Source organism: Campylobacter concisus (genome assembly GCF_902460875.1).
In the GTDB taxonomy this organism is placed as follows: Bacteria; Campylobacterota; Campylobacteria; order Campylobacterales; family Campylobacteraceae; genus Campylobacter_A; species Campylobacter_A concisus_AA.
The window spans coordinates 17,063-41,520 of record NZ_CABPVR010000009.1 but is presented as its reverse complement, the minus strand read 5'-3'; the positions used below and the strand labels follow the sequence as shown (position 1 = coordinate 41,520).

Below are 24,458 nucleotides of genomic sequence, written 5' to 3'. Positions count from 1 at the left end.
AAATTTTGCTCGATTTTAGCTAAAAATTGTTTGTAAATTTATAAAAAAATACAAAATTAATTTTTGCTTAATATATTTTATAAATTTATTTGTTTAAAAGCGATTTGCAATTAAAATAGCCTAAAAATTTATAACTAAAAGGTCTTTAGTGAAACTCAAAATTGGCATTGTTGGATACAATCTGGTTGGCAAGCGGCACTATATGGAGCTGAGGCGTTCTGACAAATTTGAAGTTTGTGGAATTTTTGATAAAGAAAATAGAGATGATGCTTGCAGAGCCCCGTTTTTTGATGAGTTTAAAAAATTTATAGAAGTAGCCCAGCCACAAGCTGTCGTACTTTGTCTGCCTCAACATGAGATCGTAGAGGCTTTTTGTCAGTGTGCAAAATATTGCCAAAATATCTTGATTTCAAGGCCAATATTTAAAAGTGTAAGTGAACTAAAAGAGATAAAATATGCCTCAGTGGTAAATAAAGTAAGAGTTTGCACCGGCGTTGATGAGCGTTTTAATCCAACTATCGTTTCATTAAAAAAGGCACTTTTAAAAGAAGAAGAAATTTATAGCATTTCAATTGCGCATTTTAAACCACTTTGTGAGGGAAATATTATAAATGAGCTTTCACTTTGCGATATAGACCTTGCGAAAAATTTAGTAGATAGTGAAATTTGCAGCTTTTTTTATACTCAGGCAAATAAAACAAACACCAAAATATGCGACAATGTTGGAATAAACATTAAAATGAAAAATCAAATTTTGGTGAGTATTACTGATTCTTTTTGTGGCTCTTTAGAGCGTTTTAAGATAGAAGTAAACGCCAAAGAAGGTGTTTATTTTGGCGATCTTATTGATTATAAGCTTCATAGAGTCAATGAAAATGGGCAGATGAATTTAAAAACTGACCCCATAAATAATGAGATAAAAGCTCAATACGATGCCTTTTATGATCTTTGCCAAAGCGGCGAAAGTAGCGAGCTTTCAAGTATTGATGATGCGATAAAAATCAAAGAGCTATTTTGATGAAAAAGGTACTTTTGCTTTTGAATATGGGTGGGGCAAATAGCCTTGCTGATGTAGAAATTTTTTTAAAAAATATGTTTAATGACCCTTATATTTTGGGTATAAAGAATAAATTTTTAAGAAAATTTGTAGCTTTTATGATCACAAAAGGTAGGCTAAAAACGGCTAAGCATAACTACGAACAAATAGGTGGCAAATCGCCTATTTGCGAGCTTACAGCTAAGCTTTGCGATAAAATTTCAAGCTTACAAAATGAGTTTGATGCAGTTGATTTTGCGATGAACTATACTTCACCGTTTGTAAAAGATGTGCTTAAAAAATACGAAAATTTTGATGAGATAGTGCTTTTGCCACTTTATCCTCATCATTCACAAACTACGATAACTTCAAGTTTAGATGATTTTAAAAAAGCAAAAGATGAGCTAGAGATAAAGGCTAAAATTTTGCTTTGCGGGCCATTTTATGATGATGAAATTTATAATAAAATCATAATCTCGCACATAAATGAAGCCATAAATAATATAGATGTAAGCGATGTGGAGCTTATCTTTTCGGCTCATTCGTTGCCTCAAAAAATTATCGATAAAGGCGATGTCTACGAAAAGCATATAAATGAGCATGTGCAAATTTTAAGCAAAATGATAAAAGATAGTGGACTAAACTTCAAAGAGATAAATTTAGCATACCAGTCGCGTCTTGGGCCTGTAAAATGGCTAGAGCCTTCACTAAATGAAATTTTGGCAAAGTGCAAGAGTAAAAAGGCTCTTATCTATCCACTCTCTTTTTGTATAGATAACTCTGAGACCATTTTTGAGCTAGTTATTGAGTATGCAAAGATTGCAAAAGAGCTAAATTTTAGCTTCTACAAGGTTGTTTGGTGCCCAAATTTTAGTGATGAGTTTGCTAGTTTTATCTTACAAAAAGCAAAAACAGCCAAAGAGATTAACTTTTAGGAATAAATCTTGCTTATAAAATATATCTCAATACAGTAAAAGGAGATATATGAAGATACAAAATAACGACATAATCGATTATTTATTGCAATCAGGCTCAAGCAAAACTAAAGATAAAAAAAATAGTTTTGATGAAATTTTAAGCCTTGCTATGGATAAGATCGCAAGCGATGCAAAAATTTCAGACAAGATTGAGCAGTTTAAAAAAAGACTTACTGAAATCGGTGCAGTTGGTTTTATAAGTGAGCTAAATTCTAACAAGATAGAAGAGAAAATAGCCCAAAAGAAAAAGGAGCTAACAGAACTTCTAGGCATAGATGATCCCGCAAAAACACAGGATCAAAAAAATGAGCTACTTAAAATAATGGATAAAATTTTAAGTGATTACCGCAAAGAGCTAAATGTAGCACTTGCTAATCAAGCTCTGCTAGAGAAGCAAAAAAATCTTAATAGTAAGAGTAGTAGCTCGGTTAATCTAAGTTCTGTTTTAAATGAGCTAGGACTTGCTTAAAATTTATATAAAAGATATTTAAGTCAATATAACTTTGCCAAAAATCTATATTTTTACGGCAAAGTTATGCCAAATTTTATAGCAGCCCCGTATATTATTGCGCTAATTATTCCAGCAAAAAAACCAGCCACCATATCATCGCCCATTACGCCAAGGCCACCTTTTACATTGCGGTCGATCCTACCTATTATAGAAGGCTTTTTAATATCAAGCACTCTAAAAAGCACAAGTGAGAGTATTAGCTGAGAGATCGTAGCTCCGCTAATGGCAATAGCAAGCCAAACTCCAGCAACTTCGTCTATAACGATAAAACTTTCGTCGTGAGAATTTATCTTTTTTTCAAAATCATCTATAACGCTAATGCTTACCAAAAATAGCAAAATGCTAGCTAGAAAAAGTGTGGTTGATGATAAAAAATAAAGCACAAAATAAGCTACTACAGCGCCAGCGATAGAGCCCCAAGTGCCAGGTGCTTTTGGCAAAAGACCAAATCCAAAAAAGGTTAAAAATAGTTTTTGCATAAATTTCCTTAAGTCATCGATGATGTTTGATAAAGCTTCATAAGCTCTTCGTAAAAGTCACGGTCAGTTTTGTTTTCAAGCAGTCCTGAATTTACAAAAAGGTCATCGCAAAGCTTTTGCACGTCTTTGAAGCGATTTGTAAAGAGTTTGCTTAAAACCAGTGCAGAAATTTCTGGCCTCACAAGAATAGCTGGTGGCATAATGCCATTAAATAGCAGCTCCTTGATAACATCTGGATGATATTTGATCTGATGGTGTTGTCCGTGTGGGCAACTTTTGGTGCTAACTAGCGTCTTGCATTTGTTGCAATAAACTAGTTCTGGCAGCACGATTACCTCTAAATTTAGGTCGTTTTTATAAATATCAAGAATCGTATGAGCTTCATTGTGATCAAAAAACATTCCAATTCCTGAGTGGTTTTGTCCGATGACTAGCTTATTTGCCCCAAATCTTGAAGCAGCGATACACTCAAGTGTTGGGTTTGCATGTGAGCTAAAAAGAGTCGTGTTTTTTAGAGCAAATACAAAGACCTTTTTTATCGGCAAATAATTTTGTATAAAATAGTCTAGCACTTGCTTTCTAATCTCGTAATCAACGTGCTTTTCTTCGCGTGTTCGTATTAAAAAAATGATTACTAAATCAGCCTTGTCAATAGTCATTCTAACAAGGCGCTCGTGAGCTCTATTAAATGGATCAGCCGTTAAAAAGACAGCCGTTATCTTTTTAGCGCCATCTTCTTTTATTAGATCGTTTAGTGCATTTTTACTTATTTGCATACTTTCATCATAAAGCTCAAATTCGCCACTAATGCCGTATTTGCCTAAATTTAGCTCTTTATCATTGCTAGCTTCGTTTGCTAAAAATATATTTTTAGCTCTCATGTTCTCGTCAAATTTAAAGACCTTGGCAACATTGATGTGCCCAACGATCTTACCATCAAGACTTAGATTTACCTTTTGTCCAGGAGTAAGCTTGCTGGCAATATTTTGATTTAGCTCGCCAAATGGAGCAAATCCAAAAGAATACGGCATCGGCTCACCATTAAAATAGCCTTTCTTACTCACCTCTTTTATCTGTTCATCATCCATCAGCGAGTCGTAATCTGAGAGAATTTTATTTTTTATTAGCTCCAAAGCACCAAAAACTTCGGTATTTATAGAAATTTCGCTATTTTTTCTTGCTGACGTCATATTTCTTTCTCTTTTCCCAAAGTGATTTTCTAGAAATTCCAAGCTTCTTGCTAAGTTCTGTATCAGGGAATTTATCTTGATAATTAACGATTATGTACTTTATGTATTCATCGATCGTAACTATCTCATCGATATTGAAATTTTTATCGCGTCCTGAAAGTTCAAGCTCATCAAATGGTGCTTTTTGTGCAAAATCGCTAGTTGAGATCGCAACCTTTTTCTTTTTGCAAATTTCTAAAATTTTCTCTTTTTCTTCTTGTTTTAGCTCCTCTAAATTTGTCATATAGATTAGCTCATCACCATTTTTGGCTAGTGCCTTTTCAAGCTCAGAGAAACAGGCTTTGCCTAAAAATAAAAATGGCAATTTGCAAGCTTTTACGTAGCTAAATATAAATTTATCGCTGTATCCGCTTTTGCTTGATTTTAAAAGCAGTGGAAATTTTATCTTTTTTGCTTCAAAGCTAGAAATTTCATACTCTTTTAAAGCGTAATTTACATAGCTTTCGTAATTTTTGATCTCGTTTTTGAAATTTCTAAATTCCTCAAAATGCTTTATCTTTCTAACTAGCTCTTCTATCATAAATGGCTTTTGGATGTAATCAACCGCACCTGCTTGGATCGGTTTTAGCACAGTGTCACTATTGATATAAGCGATTAGTAAGATGATGATAGAGCTTTTAAATTTTTCTATGACTGGGTAGAAGTCCTGTCCTGGAAGTGTGGTAGAAAGTAACACTACATCAAAATTTTCAAACTTCAATGCTTCTTTTACGCTTTTAGCGATCTCGCAGTCGTAGCCAAAATCAGCTAGCTTACTAGCCATCGAGCCAGCTAGGTAAATTTCATTTTCTACTATTAAAATTTTCATATTTGCTTCCAGTTATAAAATTTAAGGCTAGCACTTGCCATTACAGCGATCCCTTCGCATCTGCCGACAAAGCCAAGCCCTTCAGTAGTCGTTGCCTTTACATTTATGCGGCTCTGGCTTAAATTTAGAGCTTTTGCGATATTTGCCTCCATTTTTGACTTTAGTTTTGAAATTTTTGGTTTTTGCGCCATTATCGTGATATCAGCGTTTGTTAGCACAAAACCCACGCTTTGCACTCTTTTGTAAGCTTCCTCAAGCAAGTAAATGGAGCTAATATCTTTAAATTTAGCATCCGTATCAGGGAAAAGCTCACCTATATCGCCAAGCCCAGCAGCTCCCAAGATAGCGTCAGTTAGCGCATGAAGTGCTACGTCGCCGTCGCTGTGAGCTTTTAGCCCAAACTCATAGTCGATCTTCTCGCCGCAAAGAATCAAAGGACGACCCTTTTCAAACTCATGCACATCAAAGCCATTTCCCACAAAGACTTCATTTTCTGGCTCTTTTAAAGTAGAAATTTTGGCAAGATCCTCTTTGTAAGTGATCTTTCTTGCCATCTCATCACCTAAAATTTGCCATACGCTTGCGCCAATGGCTCTCATAGCCGAGCTATCATCTGTGTAAATTTCACCGCCGCTAAGAGCTTTTTTAAGAAGTGCTGTGCGAGAGAGTTGTGGTGTTTGGATAAGTTTTACCTTTTCTCTATCGATAGCGTTTTCGCCAAGATAAGCGGTGTCTGCGATCTTTAGCGCAGGAACTACACAATCAGCCTGACTTGCTGCCTCGATGATCTTATGAAAGAGCTCGCTTGAGATACAAGGGCGAGCGATGTCGCTAACTAGGACAAATTCGCTATTTACTAGCTCAAGTGCGTTTTTTAGGCTATCTTGTCTGGTTTCACCGCCATCAACAAATTTATAATTTGGAGCAAATTTTGACATATATTTGCACTCTTTGCTAACGACAATTATCTCTTTAAATGTGTAAAAGTTACTCAAATTTTTAGTAGCAAATAGCCAAAGTGGATCGCTTCCTATTCGAAGCCATTGCTTCTTTACCGGTAGCTCAAAACGGCTAGAATTTCCTGCTCCAAGCATTATAAGTGATATATCAAGCAAGATAACTCCTTTGAAAATTGTTACAGAATTATACATCTCAAAACTTCAAAATTTCTTTTTAAAAAGTAAATTTTTAAAAGCTTATTTAGTTAGTTTAAATCAAAAAAGGACTAAAATGAGGTTTTTAAAAATCAAAAAAGGCCTTATATGAGAGATAAGACGCAGATGTATTATGCTAGGCGCGGCGAGATAACGCAAGAGATGAGCTATGTGGCAAGGATCGAAGGGCTTAGTAAAAATTTAGTGATGGATGAGGTGGCAAAAGGTAGCATCATCATCCCAGCAAATATAAATCATAAAAATTTAAAGCCAATGGGCATAGGCAGAAAGCTAAAGACAAAGATCAATGCAAATATTGGCAACTCAAGCCTAAGTAGTGACATTTGCGCTGAGCTTAGAAAGCTTGAAATTTGCCTAGAATTTGGCGCTGACACGGTTATGGATCTAAGTACAGACGGCGATTTAGACGCTATTAGAAGTGCGATCATCGAGCATTCAAGCGTGCCAGTTGGCACAGTGCCTATGTATGAAATTTTAAAAGAGGCAAAAGAGGTTACAAATATCACAAATGAGCTCATTTTAGAGATACTTGAAAAGCAAGCAAAGCAAGGAGTTAGTTACTTTACGATACACGCTGGATTTTTGCGTGAGTTTCTGCCGCTTGTCAAAAAGCGAAAAATGGGCATAGTTAGCCGCGGGGGCAGTTTGACTGCAAGCTACATGTCAAAGTTAAATAGGCAAAATCCATTTTATGAAATTTTTGATGAAATTTTAGAAATTTGCGCAAGATATGACGTCTCGCTCTCGCTTGGTGACGGTCTTCGCCCAGGATGCCTTTTTGATGCGACAGATGAGGCACAGCTTAGCGAGCTAAAGGTGCTTGGAGAGCTTACGCTTCGTGCGTGGCAAAAAGATGTGCAAGTAATGATCGAGGGCCCTGGTCATGTGCCATTAAATCAAATTGAGTATAATATGAAAATCGAACAAGAGCTCTGCCATGACGCCCCATTTTACGTGCTTGGACCGCTTGTCTCAGACATCGGTGCAGGATATGATCATATCACGTCAGCGATCGGCGGCACGATGGCGGCATATCACGGCGCTAGCATGCTTTGCTACGTGACGCAAAAAGAGCACCTTGGCTTGCCAAATGAAAATGACGTAAGAGAGGGCATCGTAGCTCACAAGATAGCAGCTCATGCCGCAGACGTCGCACTTGGCAAGGCGGGAGCGATAGAAAAGGATCACGAGATGAGTGATGCGAGATATGCGTTTGACTGGAACAAGCAGTTTGAGCTTAGCTTTGATCCAAAAAAGGCCAGAGAACTTCACGATGAAAGCTTGCCAGAAGACGTGTTTAAGAGCGCTCATTTTTGTTCGATGTGCGGACCAAAATTTTGTGCATATAAAATTTCAAAAGATCTAGAAAAAGGAGAAAAATGTTAAATAAAGAAGAGGTCTTAAATAGGCTAAAAGGTGTTATATATCCTGGTTTTGAAAAAGATATAGTTAGCTTTGGCTTTGTAAAAAATATAGAAATCGGCGATAAAATTACAATAGAAGTCGAGATAGTTAGCTCAAGCCCAGAAGTTGCAAACGAGCTAAAAACGGACATCAAACGTGTCATGGGCTCAAATGAGTATGTGCTAAATTTGATCCAGCCAAAGATACCTGAGGAGAAAAGTAACACTCAAAGTGGTAAAAATATCGCGCCACAAGTTAAAAATTTCGTAATGGTAAGCTCTGGAAAAGGCGGCGTTGGTAAATCAACCACAACGCTAAATTTAGCCATCTCAATGGCAAAACTAGGCAAAAAAGTGGGAATTTTGGACGCTGACATCTACGGACCAAACATCCCAAGAATGCTTGGCGAAGTAAATACCCAGCCACAAGTTGTCGGAAATAAGCTAAAGCCGATACTTAGCCATGGAGTTGAGATGATGAGTATGGGCGTCTTGATGGAAGAGGGCATGAGCCTTATCTGGCGTGGTTCAATGATAATGAAAGCGATCGAGCAGCTGCTAAAAGACGTGCTTTGGAGTGAGCTTGATGTCTTGTTTCTTGACATGCCCCCAGGAACGGGCGATGCGCAGCTAACTCTAGCTCAAAGCGTGCCAGTAACGGCAGGCGTCTGCGTCACAACGCCACAAGTGGTAGCGCTTGACGATAGCAAACGTGCGCTTGATATGTTTGAGAAGCTCCACATCCCAATCGCAGGTGTGATTGAAAATATGAGCGGTTTTATCTGCCCAGATAACGGCAAAGAGTATGACATCTTTGGCAAAGGCACAACTGAAGAGGTAGCAAAAGCTTACAACACGCAAATTTTGGCTGAAATCCCTATCGAACCAGCTGTTCGCGTGGGCGGCGATAATGGTAAGCCAGTTAGCTTTTACGAGCCAAACTCAGTCACTGCAAAACGCTACGAGAGTGCGGCTGCTAGACTTTGGGAAGTAATAGAAAATATAAATAGTGATGGCGGAGCTGATAACTCAGCGATCCAGCCAGTAAATGACGGCAAGAGTGCTTGCTCGAAGTAAAATTTACAAAAGATAAAATTTAGAGCAAATTTTAAAATTTGCCAGTTTGAAGTTGGCTGCCAAAATTTAGCTTTGCTTGATGCTTGGCTTAAATTTTGGAGCCAAAATGCACTTCAAATCAAAAATTTAAATTTAACAGGAGAAAACATGAAAGCGATCGTAACCGTAGTCGGAAAAGATAGAGTTGGTATCGTTGCTGGCGTCTCAGCAAAGCTTAGCGAGCTTGGACTAAATATAGATGATATCTCACAGACTATTTTAGATGAGTTTTTTACGATGATGGCGGTGGTTTCAAGTAATGAAAATAAGGATTTTACGGTCCTAAGAGAAGAGCTTAATAAACTTGGAGAGAGCCTAAAAGTAAAGATAAATATCCAAAGTTCCGCTATCTTTGATGCGATGCATACAATCTAAGGAAAAACAATGGACATCAAAAACGTAACCGAAACGATCTCGATGATCGAAGAGCAAAATTTTGACATCAGAACTATCACGATGGGCATTAGTTTGCTTGACTGCATCGATCCTGACATCAACAAAGCTTGCGACAAAATTTACGCAAAAATCACCACTAAAGCCAAAGACCTAGTCAAAGTAGGCAACGAAATTTCTGCTGAGCTAGGCATACCAATCGTCAATAAAAGAGTAAGCGTGACGCCTATCTCGATAATCGGCGCCGCAACGGACGCAAAAGACTACGTAATGATCGCAAAGACGCTTGATAGGGCGGCTATTGAGGTTGGTATTGATTTTATAGGTGGTTTTTCAGCTTTAGTTCAAAAGGGATATCAAAAGGGCGATGAAATTTTGATAAATTCTATCCCGCAAGCACTTTCCCAGACTTCAAAAGTATGTGCAAGTGTCAATGTCGGCTCAACGAAAACTGGCATAAATATGAGCGCGGTACGTGATATGGGACGCATTATAAAAGAGACGGCGGCAGCATCTCGGATGGGTTGTGCTAAGCTTGTCGTCTTTGCAAACGCAGTCGAAGACAATCCTTTCATGGCCGGTGCATTTCATGGCGTGGGTGAGGCTGATGTGGTGATAAATGTGGGCGTTTCTGGTCCAGGAGTAGTAAAAAGAGCCCTTGAAAAGGTGCGTGGCGAGAGCTTTGACGTGGTGGCTGAGACCGTTAAAAAAACGGCGTTTAAGATCACGCGTATTGGCCAGCTAGTTGGTCAAATGGCGAGTGAGCGCCTTGGGGTGAAATTTGGTATCGTCGATTTATCCCTTGCTCCGACGCCTGCTGTGGGCGACTCGGTAGCTCGTGTGCTTGAGGAAATGGGACTTGAGGCTGTAGGTACGCACGGCACGACTGCTGCACTTGCTCTCTTAAATGACGCGGTCAAAAAAGGTGGCGTCATGGCATGTAACCAAGTGGGCGGCTTAAGCGGTGCATTTATCCCGGTCTCAGAAGATGAGGGCATGATAGCTGCGGTGCGTGCGGGATCATTAAATTTAGAAAAGCTTGAAGCGATGACCGCGATATGCTCGGTTGGTCTTGATATGATCGCCATACCTGCAGATACGCCAAGCGAGAGCATAGCTGCGATGATCGCTGATGAGGCGGCTATCGGCGTTATAAATCAAAAAACAACGGCCGTTCGTATCATACCTCTAGGCCATGAGGGCGATATGATCGAGTTTGGCGGCCTTTTAGGAAGAGCACCTGTTATGAAGATAAATAAGGCCTCAAGTGCCGACTTCATCGCTCGTGGCGGACAAATTCCAGCACCTATCCATAGTTTTAAAAACTAATCTTCAAAGTCCGCTTTAAATTTGCGGACTTTTTCTTAAATTTATCCTAATCTTTTCAACTGCTTTTAGTTAGAATAATAAAAATTTTAAGCCAAGGAGCTAAAATGAAAATTTTATCACTGCTTACGGCGCTACTTTTTGGAGCGGTATGTGGCTTTGCAAATGACGGCAAAGTTAGAAGTATCGACATCTACGTCACGCCTTACTACTCAGCAAATGCTGGCAAGGTGGAGTACGTCAAGGTCTATGACAAGATAGATGAGCTTTTAAAAAGTGGCAAAGAAGAGGACTTTAAAAAGGCTGAAAAGATCGTGCAAGACGCCCCACAAATGGTCTCTCCGATAACTCTTTTTGTTCTTTCAGCTCGCGCATACGATCTTGGACTTCGCGATAATGCGGTATTTTGGTTTTATGCGGCAAAAAATCGCGCGATCTTGCTAAGAGGCGTTATAGACATGGAAGGCGAGAAATTTACTGACGTGGTGGCTACGATAGGGGCGTTTATGAAGCTTGTTGGCGACGTGGTCAATCCTTATGCGTTTTGCGATATCAAAAAGCAACAAGAGATCGCTGATAAAGCGCTTGAATGGACTAAGAAAAATGCCTATGAAGCGATGTTTTCGCCAGAATTTAGCTCACCTCACGAAGATAGAAAAGCAGCCCTTGCAAAAGACATAGAAAAGCTAGAAGCGCGCAATAAAAAAGAGAAAGATTACTTTTTAGATAAAGACAATCTTGCTAACTTTAAAGCTATGCGCAAGCACAATGGCACTGATGAGAAATTTTGCTTCTAAATAGCGAGAAAAACTGAAAATTTGCTTGTAAATTTAGCTTTTGCTTTATGCTAAAAGGGCAAATTTACAAGCTATCTCTATTTTAGATGATAAATTTTAGCTCACTACAAATCTGCTTAAATTTCGCTCTTTTTCGCAAGAGTAGCAAAACCACAAAAATGAGAATAAAAAATGACTTTAAAATTTGGCGAACTTGAAAAAGTTGCAACAGATGATGGCTTTATTTGGTATGCGGAGATGAAGCTTGAAAGTGAAATTTTTGGGCAAGTGCCATTTTGCCTTGTTAGCACAGATGGGGCAGACGTGGACGATAAAACAATTTTGCTTGCACAGCGTATCGCTCAGGATATCGACCGGTACATAAAAGATGCGCTTACGTTTTTACGAGATGAGCTTAAGCAAAAATACTTTTTGAGCAAGGACGAGCTTAAATTGCTTGACGTGCCAGTTTGCGACCTGCCATTTAGCTCGCCACAATGTACCTTTTATTCACGCGGTAAGCAGTGGCTTATGAGATTTGCTGAGGGTGCGCTTGATATTTGCGAACCTTTTGGTATAGGGGTGATTTTTGAAGGTGAAAAGTCACTTCGTTTAGAAAATTTAGAGCTTAGCCAGGAGTGCTAATCGCGGATAAATTTTTGCTTTTAAATGGTGAGATAAATTTGGTTGCTGTTTTAGGTTTTTTGGCCCAAAACAGCAAAAATTTGTATTTATGCGTTGCAGCAGCAATAATCACTTGGATCTTTTTCTTTTGTGATCCTAGCTCTTAGGTCGTGACGGATGATCTCTATCGACCAAAACCATATCATGTGGCCGACAAATTCAGATACATGCTCATACCAAGGAAGTGTCCAAAGTGGTGGAGTAAGCCCCAAAATAGGTAATGTGATCACGTGAACAGCGATATTTACGATAATGCCAACTAGTAAGCCTTGCCATATTGTAATCTTTGGAAATTTCTCAGCCAAAACGCAATAAGCAACCGCAAAAACGATCGAAAATAATATATGCGTCATCATTACGTAGTTAAACGCATGCCCTGCAAACTCGTAAATGGCGGCATTTGGATCGGCTACGCCCAAATAATCCCTTAAAAATACATAAGGCGGATTTAAGAAATTTCTAGAGCAATCGATCGCATCGGCTGCTCTAATGGCACTCTCTGGTCCGCAAGCAGCGTTAAACATATCTATCGGACTTCTTGGAGGAAGTGGGAATTCTGCTCCCCATTTGACAAAGGCTGAGACAACACCAGCGACAAGGCCGATTAACGCAGCCAGAGCAAATCTAGGTTTTGTTACTAAATTTGACATTTAAACCCCTTCTTTAAATTTGCAAAATCTTATTGCAATTTACTTTATGATAAGATTAATCATTATTAAAAATATAAAAATATTTAAAAATCTTAGTGTACTTAAAATCATAAAATTTTTAGCCATTTTTGGTTAGACTAAGAAAAAATTTAAAGGAGAATAGATGTCTAAAGAGTTTAAAGATGCAAATGAATTTAAGGAATTTTTTGAAGAATTTAGAAAAAAAGATGGCTATAAAGATCCACTTGCTTTTGGTATCGCTAGGATCGATCGTGGACAAAAAAATACAGATAAAATTTTGCAATCGACTTTTGCTGTTGTAAATTACAAAGAGAGCTTTTTAAGCGCTGCTGCTTATATCTATGCTTTGCAAAAATGTGATGTTAAGGTTGATTTTAATGGTTCTGAATTTGTGGCTGATCTTACGCCAAAAGTAGTGAAAAAAGCCAACAAGCTCTTTAGCGTCTTTGAAAAAGAGATAAGCTCTCATAAAAATGTACAAAATTTACATGCCGTAAAAATGGCATTTGATGATGATCTTGAACTAAATGAGAATAAATTTAAACTTGTATTTTTATTTGATGATGCAAAACCACTTAGCGTAGAGGCCGTATATCTCAAGCTTTACTTGATCTCGCTTGGCAAGGTCGCACCTAGGACGATCGTGCTTGATGGAGCTTTTGGTGTATTACCAAATGTTGCATGGACTAGCCAAAATACGCCAATCGAGCTTGAATGGCTAAGAGAAAATGAAATTTCTCTAAAGATGTTTGGCGAATATCCAGCGATCGTGAGCGTGGATAAATTCCCAAGATTTTTAAGCCATATCATTCCAGCGGATAATACGAGAATTTTAGACTCAGCCAAGGTTCGCATGGGCGCTGCTGTGCATCCTGGCACAGTCGTTATGCCAGGTGCTGCCTATATCAACTTTAACGCAGGTACAACCGGTGGCGTTATGGTTGAAGGCAGAGTCAGTAGCTCTGTCGTAGTGGGCGAGGGCAGTGACGTAGGCGGAGGGGCAAGCATACTTGGCGTGCTAAGTGGCACAAACGGCAATCCTGTAAGCATCGGCAAACACTGCTTGCTTGGCGCAAACTCAGTTACGGGCGTACCTCTTGGAGATAACTGCATCGTGGATGCTGGCATAGCGGTGCTTGAGGGCACAAAAGTCTATATCTCGGCCAGCGAGCGCGAAAAGCTAGCCAAACTAAATCCAGAGTTTAAATTTGAAGCTGAAATTTACAAAGCACTTGAGCTTGGCGGGTTAAATGGGCTTCATTTTAGACAGAATAGCCAAACAGGTCAGATCACTGCAAGTGCGAGCAAAAGGGCGATCAAGCTAAATGAGGCACTTCATTAAAAGGAGCTAGCATGAAAGTTGGCATTTTGATGTTTGACAAGATAAATCTACTAAGCTTTGCCAAAATTTATGACTTTTTGCATAAATTTGAAGGTTTTAACATCAAAACCTACGCACTAAAGCCAGAGATTGTCGATGAATTTGGCGTCAGGCTTCATCCAGAAATTTATGCTGAAAGTCTTTATGGTGTGGATATCTTAGTCGTGCCAGATGGCGTTGGAGCACTTGGATTAAGATACGATGAGATATTTTTAAGCTGGGTTAAAAGCTCAGCTAGCGCTAAATTTAAGATAGGTTTTGACCTTGGCGTGCTTATCCTTGGTGGGGCTGGATTTTTAGAAGACAGAGAGGCTTGCATAAGGGGCGGATACAAAAATGCACTTAGTGACTACTGCGATGTTAATGATGCCAAAATGTGTGAAAGTAGGGGTGTCATAAGTGTTAGTGAATTTGATGATAGAATCAAAGAACAGCTGGTAACGATACTAGGTAAAGATAAAATTTAATAGTCTTGAGCCTTAAAATTTTTAGTTTAATGGGCTACAAAAAAGCTTTAGTGTATGTAATGCTTTTATTAAAAATCTCTTTTGATCTTAAAGCGAAGATGATAGCAAGATCGACAATATCTGCTTTTTAATTTTCAATATCGCACATTATTTCAACATACTCCAGTGCGATATTCTTATCCTTTTTACTTAACTCATTAAGTTTTTTAGTCACATCAAAAATGATATCTATGCCACCATTTTTTATTGTCATAGTAAAGTATAAAATTTTAAACTAAAGCTAGATAAATTTTAGACGGGCTGCGCTCTTGCAAGAACAGAATTTTATAAAATCTAATGCAAAATATCAAATAAAATTTAACTAGCCAGTGTTTGCTGGCTAGCTAAATTATTCGACAGTCACGCTTTTTGCAAGATTTCTTGGCATATCGACGTTGTTGCCAAGTCTAACAGAAATTTCAAGTGCAAGTAGCTGAAGTACAAGCATCATCTCAAAAAATTCGCTCATATAGTGATCTTGCGCGCTTGTTTTTACGTAGTCATCGCTTAGCTCAAACTCAAGTGGGCTTATCGCCAGTATGTAAGCATCTCTTGCGGCAAGCTCTTCGACGTTGCTTTTTGTCTTCTCATATAATAAATTACTAGGCATTAAAGCGATCGTAAATAGCTTCTCGTCCGCAAGTGCGATAGGGCCGTGTTTCATTTCGCCTGATGGATAGCCCTCGGCATGAAGATATGAAATTTCTTTAAGTTTTAACGCACCTTCAAGTGCTAGTGGATAGAAAATATCTCTACCGATAAAAAAGAAGCCATGACCATGCAAATAGTGCTTGCTTAGGCGGTGAAGCTTCTCTTGAAGAGAGTTATTGATATTTAAAATTTGTGGGATGTGAAGAAGCGTTTTGATCTCGTGATCAAGCTCTTTTTTGCTGATAGACTCTTTTGCTGCTGCCATTTGAAGTACTAGCATCCAAAGCACGATGATCTGCGTTGCAAAGGCCTTTGTGCTTGCCACACCTTTTTCGATGCCAGCGCGAGTTAGAAGCGTATTATCAGCTAGTCTAACGATAGATGAGTTATCGACGTTACAAATCGCAAGCGTCTTTAGCCCAGCCTCTTTTGCGATCCTAAGTGCCTCAAGAGTGTCGGCTGTCTCGCCACTTTGTGAGATGACGATAAAGAGTGAGTTTTTGTTTAGATAAGGCTTTCTGTATCTAAATTCGCTAGCTACTTCGACCTTTGTTCTAACTTTAGCAAGCCTTTCAAAAAGATAGCTTGCGGTTAGTGCTGCATGGTAGCTCGTACCGCACGCACAAAGCACGATATCATCAATACCTTTTAGGTATTCATCGTCTAAATTTTCAAGGGTGACTTTGTGGTTTTTAACTCTGCCCATGATGGTTTCAGATACGACTGCACCTTGCTCGTAAATTTCTTTTTCCATGAAAAATGTATATCCCTCTTTTTGGGCATAGCTTTTGTCTTTTGGCAGAGCGTTAAAGGTTATGCTTGCCTTTTTGCCGTGTTTAAAAACGGCAATCTCGTCTAAGCTCACATAGCCGTAATTGTTGTCATCTAAATATGCCACTTCTGTTGCATTGCCAATAAGTGGAGCGTCAGATGAAGCAAAATATAGCTCTTTTTCATTGCTCTTTCCTATCGCCATAGGAGCGGCGTCTTTTGCGAAAAATATCTTATCAGGCGCAGTTTTAGTGATAAGTAGCGTTGCGTATGCGCCTCTAAGCTTCGCGATAGTTGCCTCGTAAGCTTTAAATGGATCTTTTTTATCTTTTAAAATTTCTTCAAAAAGGTGCACGATCACCTCAGTATCGGTTTGGCTGACAAATTTCACGCCCTTTGCTTCAAGCTCATCTTTAAGCTCTTTATAGTTTTCGATGATGCCATTGTGAACGACAAATGAGTGCTCGCCAAGGTGCGGGTGAGCGTTTATCTCAGTTGGTTTTCCGTGAGTTGCCCAGCGTGTGTGACCTATCGCCACGCCAAAGCCAGTTGATGTAAAGTCCTTTGTTTTTAGGGCTAAATTTTCAAGCTTGCCGACCGCTTTAAAAAAGTCGATTTTGCCATCACTCATCACAGCCATGCCAGCGCTGTCATATCCGCGGTACTCAAGCTCTTTTAGACCGCTTAAAATGACCTCTTTTTTCTCTTTATCTCCGATGTATCCTACGATTCCACACATTTTTTACTCGCTTATTAATAAATTTAATATCTCTTCGCCTTTACTCTCAAGTCGCTCGTTTTTCTCAATCAAAAAGAGATTTCTTGTTCTATTTTTGACCGTTTGGATTCTAGCACTCGTGACTTGAAAATGAAGCCTATCAAAAACACTCATCACATAAGCCATTAGCCCGCGCTGATCTTTTGCGTTGATGCTAAGTTTGGCGTAATCTTTTGAGTGATTTAGCTCGAAGTTTATCTCATCTTTGTTAATGTTTGGTTTCAAAGGCTCTTTTAAAACCTCGCTATTTAGGGATTTTAGAGCTAAATTTTTAGTAATTTCAAGCTCCTCTTTTTTAACATTTTGGTTAAAATCAAGCCTGATATAAAATTTTTTCTCAAATAGCTCAAAAATTTCCATATATGCTAGGTCAAATTTGGCAAATTCATAGAGCAGGGCGCTTAAATTTAGGCTCTTTTTTGTATAGATCTGAATGCTTAAATTTTTAGAGTTATTTATAAAAATTTCTGTCGCATCTAAGCTATCTGCAACCTTGCTTAAATTTATGATCTCACTCGCACTATATTTTATAAAGACAAGATTTGATGTGATTTTAAAAATTTTCTCTTGCAAGCTTGGTTCAAGCGCCAAAAACTCGCTATTTCGTTTTATAGACTGCTCTTTTTTTACGCGCCTTGTCGCTTCGTCAAGTAAATTTTCATCGCTAAATGCACTAAGAGAAATTTCATAAAGTTCCCTTAAAAGCTTTGCTGTGTAGGCGTTATAGAGCTTCTCGTTTGTCGCATTTATCACGCAGTAGCTAAGGATGTAAAGCAGTTTTAAAACTTGCTTGTCGCCAAGCTTTGAGATAAAAGCAAATATAACACGTTGGGAATAAATGTCCTCTCTGTTTGAGACGTTGCTCATTAGCGTGTGGTATTTTATCAAGATGACGCCGATATTTACGGCTTTTTGACTTAAATTTAGCTTGTTTGCGTAGGCTCTAAAGATATTTGCGCCGATATTTGCGTGATCTTTGCCAAGCCCCTTGCCAACGTCGTGCATTAAAGTCACGATCTTTAGCATTGTTTTACCCTCCAAGCAAAGCTCGGTATAGAGATTTTTTATGAATTTATCTTTTATATTTTCAAGAAATTTTACACTTAAAATGCTATGCTCATCGACCGTAAATTCGTGATAGCCGTCGTACTGAGCTAGCTGGCTGATGTGTTCCATTGGTTTTATTAAAATTTGTATCATTTGCGCATCAAGCAATGACTTTAAAATAGCGTAGGAATTTTTTCTTAAAAATATCTTCTTAAACTCACTTATAGCACGCTCTAAGCCACTTTTTGTGATGATGGCTCGCTTGATGTAAAAGATCGCACTTATATCAAATTTATAATCAACATCTTTTAGTTCTAAAAGCTCGGTTATTAGATTTTCAATGAGAGCTGGCTTTTTATGAAGCGGCACGTAAATAACGCCATTTATCTCGTAAAAGCCATTTTTTAGCCTTGCAAATTTTCTCTGATCAAAATTTAGCTCACTTTTAAAAAATGGCCTGCAAAGAGAAGCGACGATAAACCTCGAATAAATAGCGACATTATTCATCGAGCTTAGCATTTTTTGGCTAATAACGCTTTCGTTATCTTGAAGCTTTTTGGACTTTGTTTGCATGAAATCTGTCGTGATCTCAACGCTTGAAGCGCTAAAAGTATCAGAATTTTGCGTCAAATTTAAGGTGGTTAGTAGGCTTAGTAAAAAGTCTACATTTAGGTTAAAGCTAGCGATCTCTTTTTCATTCATCACTTTTAGGGCTTGTGATCTAACTGAAATGTCGCTATCAAGGCAGTTTAGTATACAGTTTAGGTGATAAATTTCATCTATCCCGCCAAAGCCACTTTTTAGATTTGGCTCTTGGGCTAAGTAGCTGATGCTAGAAAATGGCAAAAATACCTTTAAATGGTAGTTTAAAAAGGCTTTTTTATCAAATTCTTTTAATTTTATGATCTCGCTTTTTACTAAGCGGTAGAGACTTTTTGAACCACAGATATATCGGACTTGCGATGTTTCGCTTTTAAATTTGAGATCGTCTTTGTAATTTGTAAAAATTTCATCTATTTCAGCGCTTTTTATATAAAAATTTATTCCAGAGCTACTTAAAATTTCGCTAAATTCTTTTAAGAAATTCTTTATGTTGTAGCCTTTTAAATTTTTATAAACTAGTAAGATTTCAAGCTCACTATTTGCGCTAAGTAGAGTTTGGGCGTATTTTCCAGTAGCTAAAACACTAAAGGCAAAGCTGTCATTTTGCGGTACAAAATCATCAAAAAATTCTCGCATAGTTTCATTTAAATAAGATTTTATAAAATCATCATATTCTTTGGCTAAAAAATTTGCAAAATTTCTACCCTGATTTTTTTGAAAATGTTTTGGTAAATTTGCCTTAAAATCAAGAAATTTCTCTTTGATCTTTGAATAATTATCGCTATTTTTGGTACTTTTATCAGCTAGCATTTAGTGTTTCCATTGTTAAAAATATCTTGGCAAATGTTACATAATTTTTGCAAAAACAAAGCTTTATTTGCCTATAATGAAGCCTTAAGTTCAGCTTTAGGACGATATAAATAATGAATCTATTACAAAAACTAGAAAGTGGCGAGAGATTAAGCAAGCAAGAGGCTTTTTCGCTTTATGAGCTTGATCTTTTTACCTTGGCTAAATTTGCCGACAAAAAGCGCAGAAAACTGCACGGCAAAAAGGTCTTTTTTAATGTAAATCGCCATATCAATCCAACAAATATTTGTGCTGATATTTGTAAATTTTGCGCATTTTCGGCTCACAGAAAAAATCCAAATCCATACTTAATGAGCCACGAAGAAATTTTAAAGATCGTTGATGAGAGCGTAAGCCACGGCGTAAAAGAGATACACATCGTATCAGCTCATAACGCAAAAAGTGGCTGGCAGTGGTATTTAGAAATTTTTAAAAAGATAAAGACAGCTCATCCAGAACTTCACGTAAAAGCGATGACGGCAGCTGAGATCGACTTTTTATCAAGACATTACGGCTTAAGCTATGAAGAAGTGATAGAGAAGATGCTTGAATACGGCGTCGATAGCATGCCAGGTGGTGGGGCTGAAATTTTTGATGAAGAGATTAGGGCTAAAATTTGCAAAGGCAAGGTAAGTAGCGAGAATTGGCTAAAGATCCATAAAATGTGGCATGACGAAGGCAGACAAAGCAATGCAACAATGCTTTTTGGACACATAGAAAGCCGTGAAAATAGGATCGATCATATGCTAAGGATTAGGGACTTGCAAGATGAAACTGGCGGATTTAACGCGTTTATCCCACTAGTTTATCAAAGAGAAAATAACTACTTAAAAGATGTGAAATTTCTAGGATCAGCTGAAATTTTAAAGACTCTGGCGATCTCACGTCTAGTGCTTGATAATGTCCCGCATATAAAGGCGTACTGGGCCACTTCGACGCTAAATTTAGCGATGATCGCTCAGGAATTTGGTGCCGATGATCTTGATGGCACGATAGAAAAAGAGAGCATCCAAAGTGCAGCTGGCGCAAATAGTGCGAACGGCGTTACACTAAAGACATTTTGCGATCTTATTAAAACATCTGGTTTTACGCCAGTTGAGCGTGATAGCTTATATAACGAACTTAAAATTTACTAAAAGGAGCTTGGGGTGAAATTTTTTGACTTAGCACAAAACAAAACGAGTGTGAAGCAGGAATTTGGAGCGGGACTTACGACGTTTTTGGCGATGATGTATATCGTGCCGGTAAATGCGATCATTATGAGCAAAACTGGTATGCCTTATGAGGCACTAATCACGGCAACTGCGCTAATTACCATCTTTTCTACGATATTAAATGGTCTTTGGGCGAACACACCAGTTGCGATGAGTGTTGGTATGGGACTTAATGCTTATTTTACATTTGGTCTTTGCATCGGCATGAAAGTACCTTGGCAAACGGCTCTTGGCGTTGTTTTTCTAAGCGGCGTGATATTTGTTGTCTTATCTTTTACAAATTTTAGAATGTGGATAATTAGATCCATCCCACTTGACCTACGAAGAGCGATAAGTGCGGGCATAGGCACATTTATCAGCTTTGTGGCGTTTCAGCAAATGGGCTTTATCGTAAATAGCGACGCAGTTTTGGTTGGTATAGGAAATTTCAAAGATCCAAACGTACTTCTTGGCGTTTTGGGATTATTTTTAGTTATTTGCTTTTGGGCGTGGAAGATAAAGGGCGCGTTTATTCTAGCTGTGCTTGCTACTTCAGTGATAGCTTGGGTGCTTGGTATCGCTCCTCATCCAACAGAAATTTTCTCAACTCCAGCCTCTATCTCTCCGATTTTTTTAGAGCTTGATATAAAAGGCGCGCTTAGTCTAGCCTTGCTGCCAGTTGTTATCACATTTTTCGTGACTGATCTTTTTGACTCGATAGGTACGCTAGCTGGCGTTGGCACGAGGGCTGGAATTTTTGATGAAAACAAAAAAGATGGCGTCGTAAAACTTGAAAAAACTCTTGAAGCTGACGCTATTGCTACCGCAGCTGGCTCGCTTGTAGGCGTAAGTACGACCACATCGTTTGTAGAGAGTGCTAGCGGTGTAGAAGAGGGCGGCAGGACCGGTCTAACAGCTGTATTTTGCGGACTTTTATTTATACTTACATTATTTATGTTGCCACTTTTTAAAGCGATCCCTGGCAATGCCATATATCCTATTCTTGTGATGGTTGGCGTGCTTATGTTTGCTGAGCTTGCTAGTATAAATTTTAAAGACCCAGCCATTGCGGTTGCGACATTTTTCATAGTTGTGCTCATACCACTTACTTACTCGATCACAAACGGCCTTGCATTTGGCTTTATGTCATACGTAATAGTTAAGCTCATAAAGAGAGAATTTAGCGATATAAATTTAGGTGTAGTCGTGCTAGCACTCATTAGTTTTATCGTATTTTTAGTGCATTGATAAGGATGAAAAATGATATTTTATAGCTACGATGAATTTGCTGTTGATACTAAAAAGATGGCAAAACAGATAAAAGATGAGTTTGATCCAGAGGTGATACTAGCTGTGGCAAGAGGCGGTCTAACGCTTGGCCACTCGCTAGCTGTTGCGCTTAATAATAGAAATTTATTTACCCTAAATTCTATCCATTATGAAGATACAAATAAACTTGATACGATTAATATCTTTAACGTGCCAGATCTTAGCAAATACACTAAAATTTTGCTCGTCGATGACATCATCGATAGTGGAGAGAGCATGGTCGAGATAAAAAGAGAGCTGCTTAAGCGTTATCCAAATTTAGATATAAAAATAGCGACCGTCTTTTATAAAGAGAAAGCTCTGCTTTTGCCAGACTTTAAGGTAAAAGAGGCTCACGATTGGATCGAGTTTTTTTGGGATATACATATTTAAGGAAAATTTTTGCTAGATAAATTTAGAGAATTTGTTGGACATCATGTCGCTTTTAGCGTATTTTTGATATGTTTGATTGATTGTATATTTTTGCTTTATACGGCAAATTCTCTTAGCATAAGTTACAGTGAAGCTGAAATTTTTTTTAACAAACAAAATTTTCTTAGCCATGTTTTAAAATTAAGCGTTCAAATTTTTGGTCAAACAGATATTGCTCTAAGATCTGTGATGATCGCGTTTCATGTCATAAGCGTCGTTTTAATGTATAAGGTAAGCAAATTTTACATTAAATTAGAGTTTGACAGACTTATTGCAGTATTGCTTTTTATCTTGCTTCCTGGCACGATAGCTTCAGCTCTTATTGTCAATAATGCTGGGCTTTGCGTTATGCTGGCGCTTCTATGTATATACTTTTTCCATATTAAAAATAAAATTTTATTTGTAACATTTTTTTGTCTTTCTTTTTTTATAGATGGCGATTTTTTGATATTTTACGTAGGATTTTTTATATTTGCACTTTACAAAAGGAAGCCGCCACTTGCTTGGTTAAGTGCTATTTTATTTTTACTCACGCTTTACTTTTTTGGTTTTGATACAAATGGTAGGCCAAGTGGACACTTTATCGATACTTTTGGTATCTTTGCCGCTGTTTCTTCGCCGTTTATTTTCATCTTTTTTGTCTATACGATTTATAGAATTTGGGTTAAAGAGAAAAAAGATCTTTTGTGGTTTATCGCCATTTGCTCATTTTGCTTTTGTATGATAGTCTCAGTGCGCCAAAGACTGGAGCTTGAGCAGTTCTTGCCATTTTGCGTGATCGCAACGCCACTTATGGTAAGAGTATTTTTTAATTCGTATCGTGTAAGATTGCCAAAATTTAGAAAAGGCTATAAAATTTGTACGACCTTAGTGATGCTTTTTTTAGCCTTAAACTGGTCTATGATTGTATTTAATCAAATTTTTTACCTATTTTTGGATAACCCAACAAAGCATTTTGTCTATAAATTTGATGTTGTAAAAGAGCTTGCTGCTAAATTAAAAGAAGCGGAAATTAAGGATTTATACACTGATAATAAAAAGCTTGCATTAAGACTTAAATTTTATGGTATAGATGTAAGAGATGAGTCTAAAAATTTATTAGTAAGCGCCGATCTAGATGGAAAATCAAAATTTTGCATAGAAAAAATGGGAAAAGTAATTGCAAATTTTGACGTAAGAGGCAGGTAGATGCATAAAAATAAGGGTTTTACTGTAATAGAGCTTATATTTGTAATCATTGCCGTTGGCATACTTGCAGCAATGATCATACCAAGGCTAGAAATAAATGGAGCTAGAGAGGCAGCTACACAGATGCTAACGCATATAAGGTATGCCCAGCACCTTGCCATGCAAGATGATAAATTTGTACATTCAGAAAATGAAAAATTTTGGTTTAAAATGAGATGGGGGATAGCTATTAATGATACTAGTTTGCAAGAGTGCTCAGTAGATGAGCATGGGGTTAAATCTTGGAAATATAGTATTTTTTATGATAAAAGAGGTAGTGGTAATAAATTTAGTGGCAACTTAAATTCCAAAGAAGAGGTTGCCATTGATACACAAAAATCAAATAAATTCTTAAGTGCGGGCTGGAGAGGCATTCCACAATCTTATTGCAATAAAATTAATACAGATTTAAATATCGAGAAAAAATATGGCATAAAATCAGTTAAATTTGTCGGTAGTTGCGGAAAAGGCAAAATACAAACCATTGATTTTGACGAATTAGGTAGGCCCATGAGAGTGGTAAGTGTTACTGGCAATAAAGGAGCAAAAAGGCCTTATTCAAGACTCTTAAAAGGCGATTGCAAGATAGTTTTAACAGATAAAAATAATAATGTAGCCTCTATAAATATAGAAAAAAGAAGTGGATACGCATATATAAACTAAACCCTTAAACCCACTAATAAAAATACATACTTTAAAATTTTAAAGTAACAAACAAATTTTTCTCAAATTCCCTAATTATTTCAACTATCTTTAAGTATTACTCGTATATAATTCCAGCTCACGAAACGAGAAACCACCTTTAACTTCACTGGTTAATAAAGCCTTTTCTTTTTATCGTTGTTCTTTTAACTTACAATTGTTAAACTATTAGTCAATCTTTGAAATCTAAACAAGTGATCGATTGAGCCAGTCTATTATTTTATAATTTATAATAGATTAGACAAACTAATAAATAAAACTAAAAGTTTTTTGATTAAAAACTTCATAATAAAATCCTATCAAATAAATTTTGCTAGGTAATTAATATGGAGAGTTTGATCCTGGCTCAGAGTGAACGCTGGCGGCGTGCCTAATACATGCAAGTCGAACGGACAAGTAAGAGCT

General features: G+C 37.6%; 23 protein-coding genes. 16 read left to right on the top strand and 7 right to left on the bottom strand.

Annotated features, from left to right (window positions below):
• Positions 1-148: 148 nt before the first annotated feature.
• Genes F3H01_RS06625 through F3H01_RS06615 form a run of 3 tightly spaced genes read left to right on the top strand, consistent with a single transcriptional unit; the run spans position 149 to position 2,482 of the window.
• Positions 149-1,018: a Gfo/Idh/MocA family protein gene (locus tag F3H01_RS06625; protein WP_149725249.1), complete on the top strand. Its 870-nt coding sequence runs from the start codon at positions 149-151 to the stop codon at positions 1,016-1,018.
• Positions 1,018-1,971 (top strand): ferrochelatase, encoded by a 954-nt coding sequence (hemH, locus tag F3H01_RS06620; protein WP_149725248.1) that lies wholly within the window; start codon positions 1,018-1,020, stop codon positions 1,969-1,971. The genes F3H01_RS06625 and hemH overlap by 1 nt, the downstream gene beginning before the upstream one ends.
• A gap of 49 nt (positions 1,972-2,020) precedes the next feature.
• Positions 2,021-2,482, top strand: a complete 462-nt coding sequence (locus tag F3H01_RS06615) for a response regulator (RefSeq protein WP_149725247.1) — start codon at positions 2,021-2,023, stop codon at positions 2,480-2,482.
• Positions 2,483-2,535: 53 nt separating this feature from the next.
• On the opposite strand, the gene F3H01_RS06610 is transcribed toward F3H01_RS06615, so the two are convergent.
• The 4 genes from F3H01_RS06610 to F3H01_RS06595 are packed head-to-tail and all read right to left on the bottom strand — an operon-like array spanning position 2,536 to position 6,176.
• Positions 2,536-3,003, bottom strand: a complete 468-nt coding sequence (locus tag F3H01_RS06610; RefSeq protein WP_149725246.1) for a phosphatidylglycerophosphatase A family protein — start codon at positions 3,001-3,003, stop codon at positions 2,536-2,538.
• An 8-nt stretch (positions 3,004-3,011) separates the two neighbouring features.
• Positions 3,012-4,193 carry a sulfate adenylyltransferase gene (locus F3H01_RS06605; protein WP_103559742.1) on the bottom strand — a complete coding sequence of 394 codons (1,182 nt, stop codon included), beginning with the start codon at positions 4,191-4,193 and terminating at the stop codon, positions 3,012-3,014.
• On the bottom strand, positions 4,171-5,061 hold the full coding sequence (locus F3H01_RS06600; protein ID WP_072594670.1) for a response regulator: 891 nt from the start codon (positions 5,059-5,061) through the stop codon (positions 4,171-4,173). The genes F3H01_RS06605 and F3H01_RS06600 overlap by 23 nt, the downstream gene beginning before the upstream one ends.
• Positions 5,058-6,176, bottom strand: a complete 1,119-nt coding sequence (locus tag F3H01_RS06595; protein WP_149725245.1) for a bifunctional 2-C-methyl-D-erythritol 4-phosphate cytidylyltransferase/2-C-methyl-D-erythritol 2,4-cyclodiphosphate synthase — start codon at positions 6,174-6,176, stop codon at positions 5,058-5,060. Before F3H01_RS06595 ends, F3H01_RS06600 begins: the two co-directional genes overlap by 4 nt.
• 147 nt (positions 6,177-6,323) lie before the next feature.
• Here F3H01_RS06595 and thiC point away from each other — a divergent pair, with 147 nt between their 5' ends.
• The 6 genes from thiC (at position 6,324) to F3H01_RS06565 (ending at position 11,895) form a co-directional block, all read left to right on the top strand.
• Complete coding sequence (gene thiC / locus F3H01_RS06590; protein WP_149725244.1) at positions 6,324-7,622, top strand: phosphomethylpyrimidine synthase ThiC; 1,299 nt, start codon at positions 6,324-6,326, stop codon at positions 7,620-7,622.
• A complete protein-coding gene (locus tag F3H01_RS06585; RefSeq protein WP_148822077.1) occupies positions 7,616-8,716 on the top strand; it encodes an Mrp/NBP35 family ATP-binding protein in 1,101 nt (366 codons plus the stop codon). The genes thiC and F3H01_RS06585 overlap by 7 nt, the downstream gene beginning before the upstream one ends.
• Positions 8,717-8,863: 147 nt before the next feature.
• Positions 8,864-9,130 (top strand): ACT domain-containing protein, encoded by a 267-nt coding sequence (locus F3H01_RS06580; protein ID WP_087583839.1) that lies wholly within the window; start codon positions 8,864-8,866, stop codon positions 9,128-9,130.
• A gap of 9 nt (positions 9,131-9,139) precedes the next feature.
• On the top strand, positions 9,140-10,477 hold the full coding sequence (locus F3H01_RS06575; RefSeq protein WP_149725243.1) for a PFL family protein: 1,338 nt from the start codon (positions 9,140-9,142) through the stop codon (positions 10,475-10,477).
• A gap of 104 nt (positions 10,478-10,581) precedes the next feature.
• Positions 10,582-11,271: a cytochrome-c oxidase gene (locus F3H01_RS06570; RefSeq protein ID WP_149725242.1), complete on the top strand. Its 690-nt coding sequence runs from the start codon at positions 10,582-10,584 to the stop codon at positions 11,269-11,271.
• Positions 11,272-11,442: 171 nt separating this feature from the next.
• The gene (locus F3H01_RS06565) at positions 11,443-11,895 is read left to right on the top strand and encodes a hypothetical protein (RefSeq protein WP_149725241.1); all 453 of its coding nucleotides are present in this window, start codon (positions 11,443-11,445) and stop codon (positions 11,893-11,895) included.
• An 86-nt stretch (positions 11,896-11,981) separates the two neighbouring features.
• Here the strand turns inward: F3H01_RS06565 and F3H01_RS06560 are convergent, their stop codons facing one another.
• On the bottom strand, positions 11,982-12,584 hold the full coding sequence (locus tag F3H01_RS06560) for a YagU family protein (protein ID WP_149725240.1): 603 nt from the start codon (positions 12,582-12,584) through the stop codon (positions 11,982-11,984).
• 163 nt (positions 12,585-12,747) lie between these two features.
• Here F3H01_RS06560 and F3H01_RS06555 point away from each other — a divergent pair, with 163 nt between their 5' ends.
• Positions 12,748-13,947: a tetrahydrodipicolinate N-succinyltransferase N-terminal domain-containing protein gene (locus F3H01_RS06555; RefSeq protein ID WP_149725239.1), complete on the top strand. Its 1,200-nt coding sequence runs from the start codon at positions 12,748-12,750 to the stop codon at positions 13,945-13,947.
• An 11-nt stretch (positions 13,948-13,958) separates the two neighbouring features.
• Positions 13,959-14,453 carry a type 1 glutamine amidotransferase family protein gene (locus F3H01_RS06550; RefSeq protein ID WP_149725238.1) on the top strand — a complete coding sequence of 165 codons (495 nt, stop codon included), beginning with the start codon at positions 13,959-13,961 and terminating at the stop codon, positions 14,451-14,453.
• A 388-nt stretch (positions 14,454-14,841) separates the two neighbouring features.
• Here F3H01_RS06550 and glmS read toward each other — a convergent pair whose 3' ends face one another.
• Positions 14,842-16,653, bottom strand: coding sequence for a glutamine--fructose-6-phosphate transaminase (isomerizing) (gene glmS / locus F3H01_RS06545; RefSeq protein ID WP_149725237.1), 1,812 nt, complete (start codon positions 16,651-16,653; stop codon positions 14,842-14,844).
• Positions 16,654-16,656: 3 nt separating this feature from the next.
• Positions 16,657-19,152, bottom strand: coding sequence for an HD domain-containing protein (locus F3H01_RS06540; RefSeq protein WP_149725236.1), 2,496 nt, complete (start codon positions 19,150-19,152; stop codon positions 16,657-16,659).
• A 110-nt stretch (positions 19,153-19,262) separates the two neighbouring features.
• Between F3H01_RS06540 and mqnE the strand changes: the two genes are divergently transcribed.
• Genes mqnE through F3H01_RS06515 form a run of 5 tightly spaced genes read left to right on the top strand, consistent with a single transcriptional unit; the run spans position 19,263 to position 24,014 of the window.
• Positions 19,263-20,327, top strand: coding sequence for an aminofutalosine synthase MqnE (mqnE, locus tag F3H01_RS06535; protein ID WP_149725235.1), 1,065 nt, complete (start codon positions 19,263-19,265; stop codon positions 20,325-20,327).
• Between the two features lie 12 nt (positions 20,328-20,339).
• The gene (locus tag F3H01_RS06530; protein WP_072594681.1) at positions 20,340-21,632 is read left to right on the top strand and encodes an NCS2 family permease; all 1,293 of its coding nucleotides are present in this window, start codon (positions 20,340-20,342) and stop codon (positions 21,630-21,632) included.
• Positions 21,633-21,644: 12 nt separating this feature from the next.
• Positions 21,645-22,085, top strand: a complete 441-nt coding sequence (locus F3H01_RS06525) for a phosphoribosyltransferase (protein WP_149725234.1) — start codon at positions 21,645-21,647, stop codon at positions 22,083-22,085.
• Positions 22,086-22,094: 9 nt separating this feature from the next.
• Positions 22,095-23,312, top strand: coding sequence for a glycosyltransferase family protein (locus F3H01_RS06520; RefSeq protein WP_149725233.1), 1,218 nt, complete (start codon positions 22,095-22,097; stop codon positions 23,310-23,312).
• The gene (locus tag F3H01_RS06515; protein WP_149725232.1) at positions 23,313-24,014 is read left to right on the top strand and encodes a pilus assembly FimT family protein; all 702 of its coding nucleotides are present in this window, start codon (positions 23,313-23,315) and stop codon (positions 24,012-24,014) included.
• Positions 24,015-24,458 lie beyond the last annotated feature (444 nt).

Coding starts and splice junctions, on each gene's coding strand:
- hemH (WP_149725248.1), top strand. CDS start 1,018: ATGAAAAAGGTACTTTTGCTTTTGAATATGGGTGGGGCAAATAGCCTT.
- F3H01_RS06615 (WP_149725247.1), top strand. CDS start 2,021: ATGAAGATACAAAATAACGACATAATCGATTATTTATTGCAATCAGGC.
- F3H01_RS06610 (WP_149725246.1), bottom strand. CDS start 3,003: ATGCAAAAACTATTTTTAACCTTTTTTGGATTTGGTCTTTTGCCAAAA.
- F3H01_RS06605 (WP_103559742.1), bottom strand. CDS start 4,193: ATGACGTCAGCAAGAAAAAATAGCGAAATTTCTATAAATACCGAAGTT.
- F3H01_RS06600 (WP_072594670.1), bottom strand. CDS start 5,061: ATGAAAATTTTAATAGTAGAAAATGAAATTTACCTAGCTGGCTCGATG.
- thiC (WP_149725244.1), top strand. CDS start 6,324: ATGAGAGATAAGACGCAGATGTATTATGCTAGGCGCGGCGAGATAACG.
- F3H01_RS06585 (WP_148822077.1), top strand. CDS start 7,616: ATGTTAAATAAAGAAGAGGTCTTAAATAGGCTAAAAGGTGTTATATAT.
- F3H01_RS06580 (WP_087583839.1), top strand. CDS start 8,864: ATGAAAGCGATCGTAACCGTAGTCGGAAAAGATAGAGTTGGTATCGTT.
- F3H01_RS06575 (WP_149725243.1), top strand. CDS start 9,140: ATGGACATCAAAAACGTAACCGAAACGATCTCGATGATCGAAGAGCAA.
- F3H01_RS06570 (WP_149725242.1), top strand. CDS start 10,582: ATGAAAATTTTATCACTGCTTACGGCGCTACTTTTTGGAGCGGTATGT.
- F3H01_RS06565 (WP_149725241.1), top strand. CDS start 11,443: ATGACTTTAAAATTTGGCGAACTTGAAAAAGTTGCAACAGATGATGGC.
- F3H01_RS06560 (WP_149725240.1), bottom strand. CDS start 12,584: ATGTCAAATTTAGTAACAAAACCTAGATTTGCTCTGGCTGCGTTAATC.
- F3H01_RS06555 (WP_149725239.1), top strand. CDS start 12,748: ATGTCTAAAGAGTTTAAAGATGCAAATGAATTTAAGGAATTTTTTGAA.
- F3H01_RS06550 (WP_149725238.1), top strand. CDS start 13,959: ATGAAAGTTGGCATTTTGATGTTTGACAAGATAAATCTACTAAGCTTT.
- glmS (WP_149725237.1), bottom strand. CDS start 16,653: ATGTGTGGAATCGTAGGATACATCGGAGATAAAGAGAAAAAAGAGGTC.
- F3H01_RS06540 (WP_149725236.1), bottom strand. CDS start 19,152: ATGCTAGCTGATAAAAGTACCAAAAATAGCGATAATTATTCAAAGATC.
- F3H01_RS06525 (WP_149725234.1), top strand. CDS start 21,645: ATGATATTTTATAGCTACGATGAATTTGCTGTTGATACTAAAAAGATG.
- F3H01_RS06515 (WP_149725232.1), top strand. CDS start 23,313: ATGCATAAAAATAAGGGTTTTACTGTAATAGAGCTTATATTTGTAATC.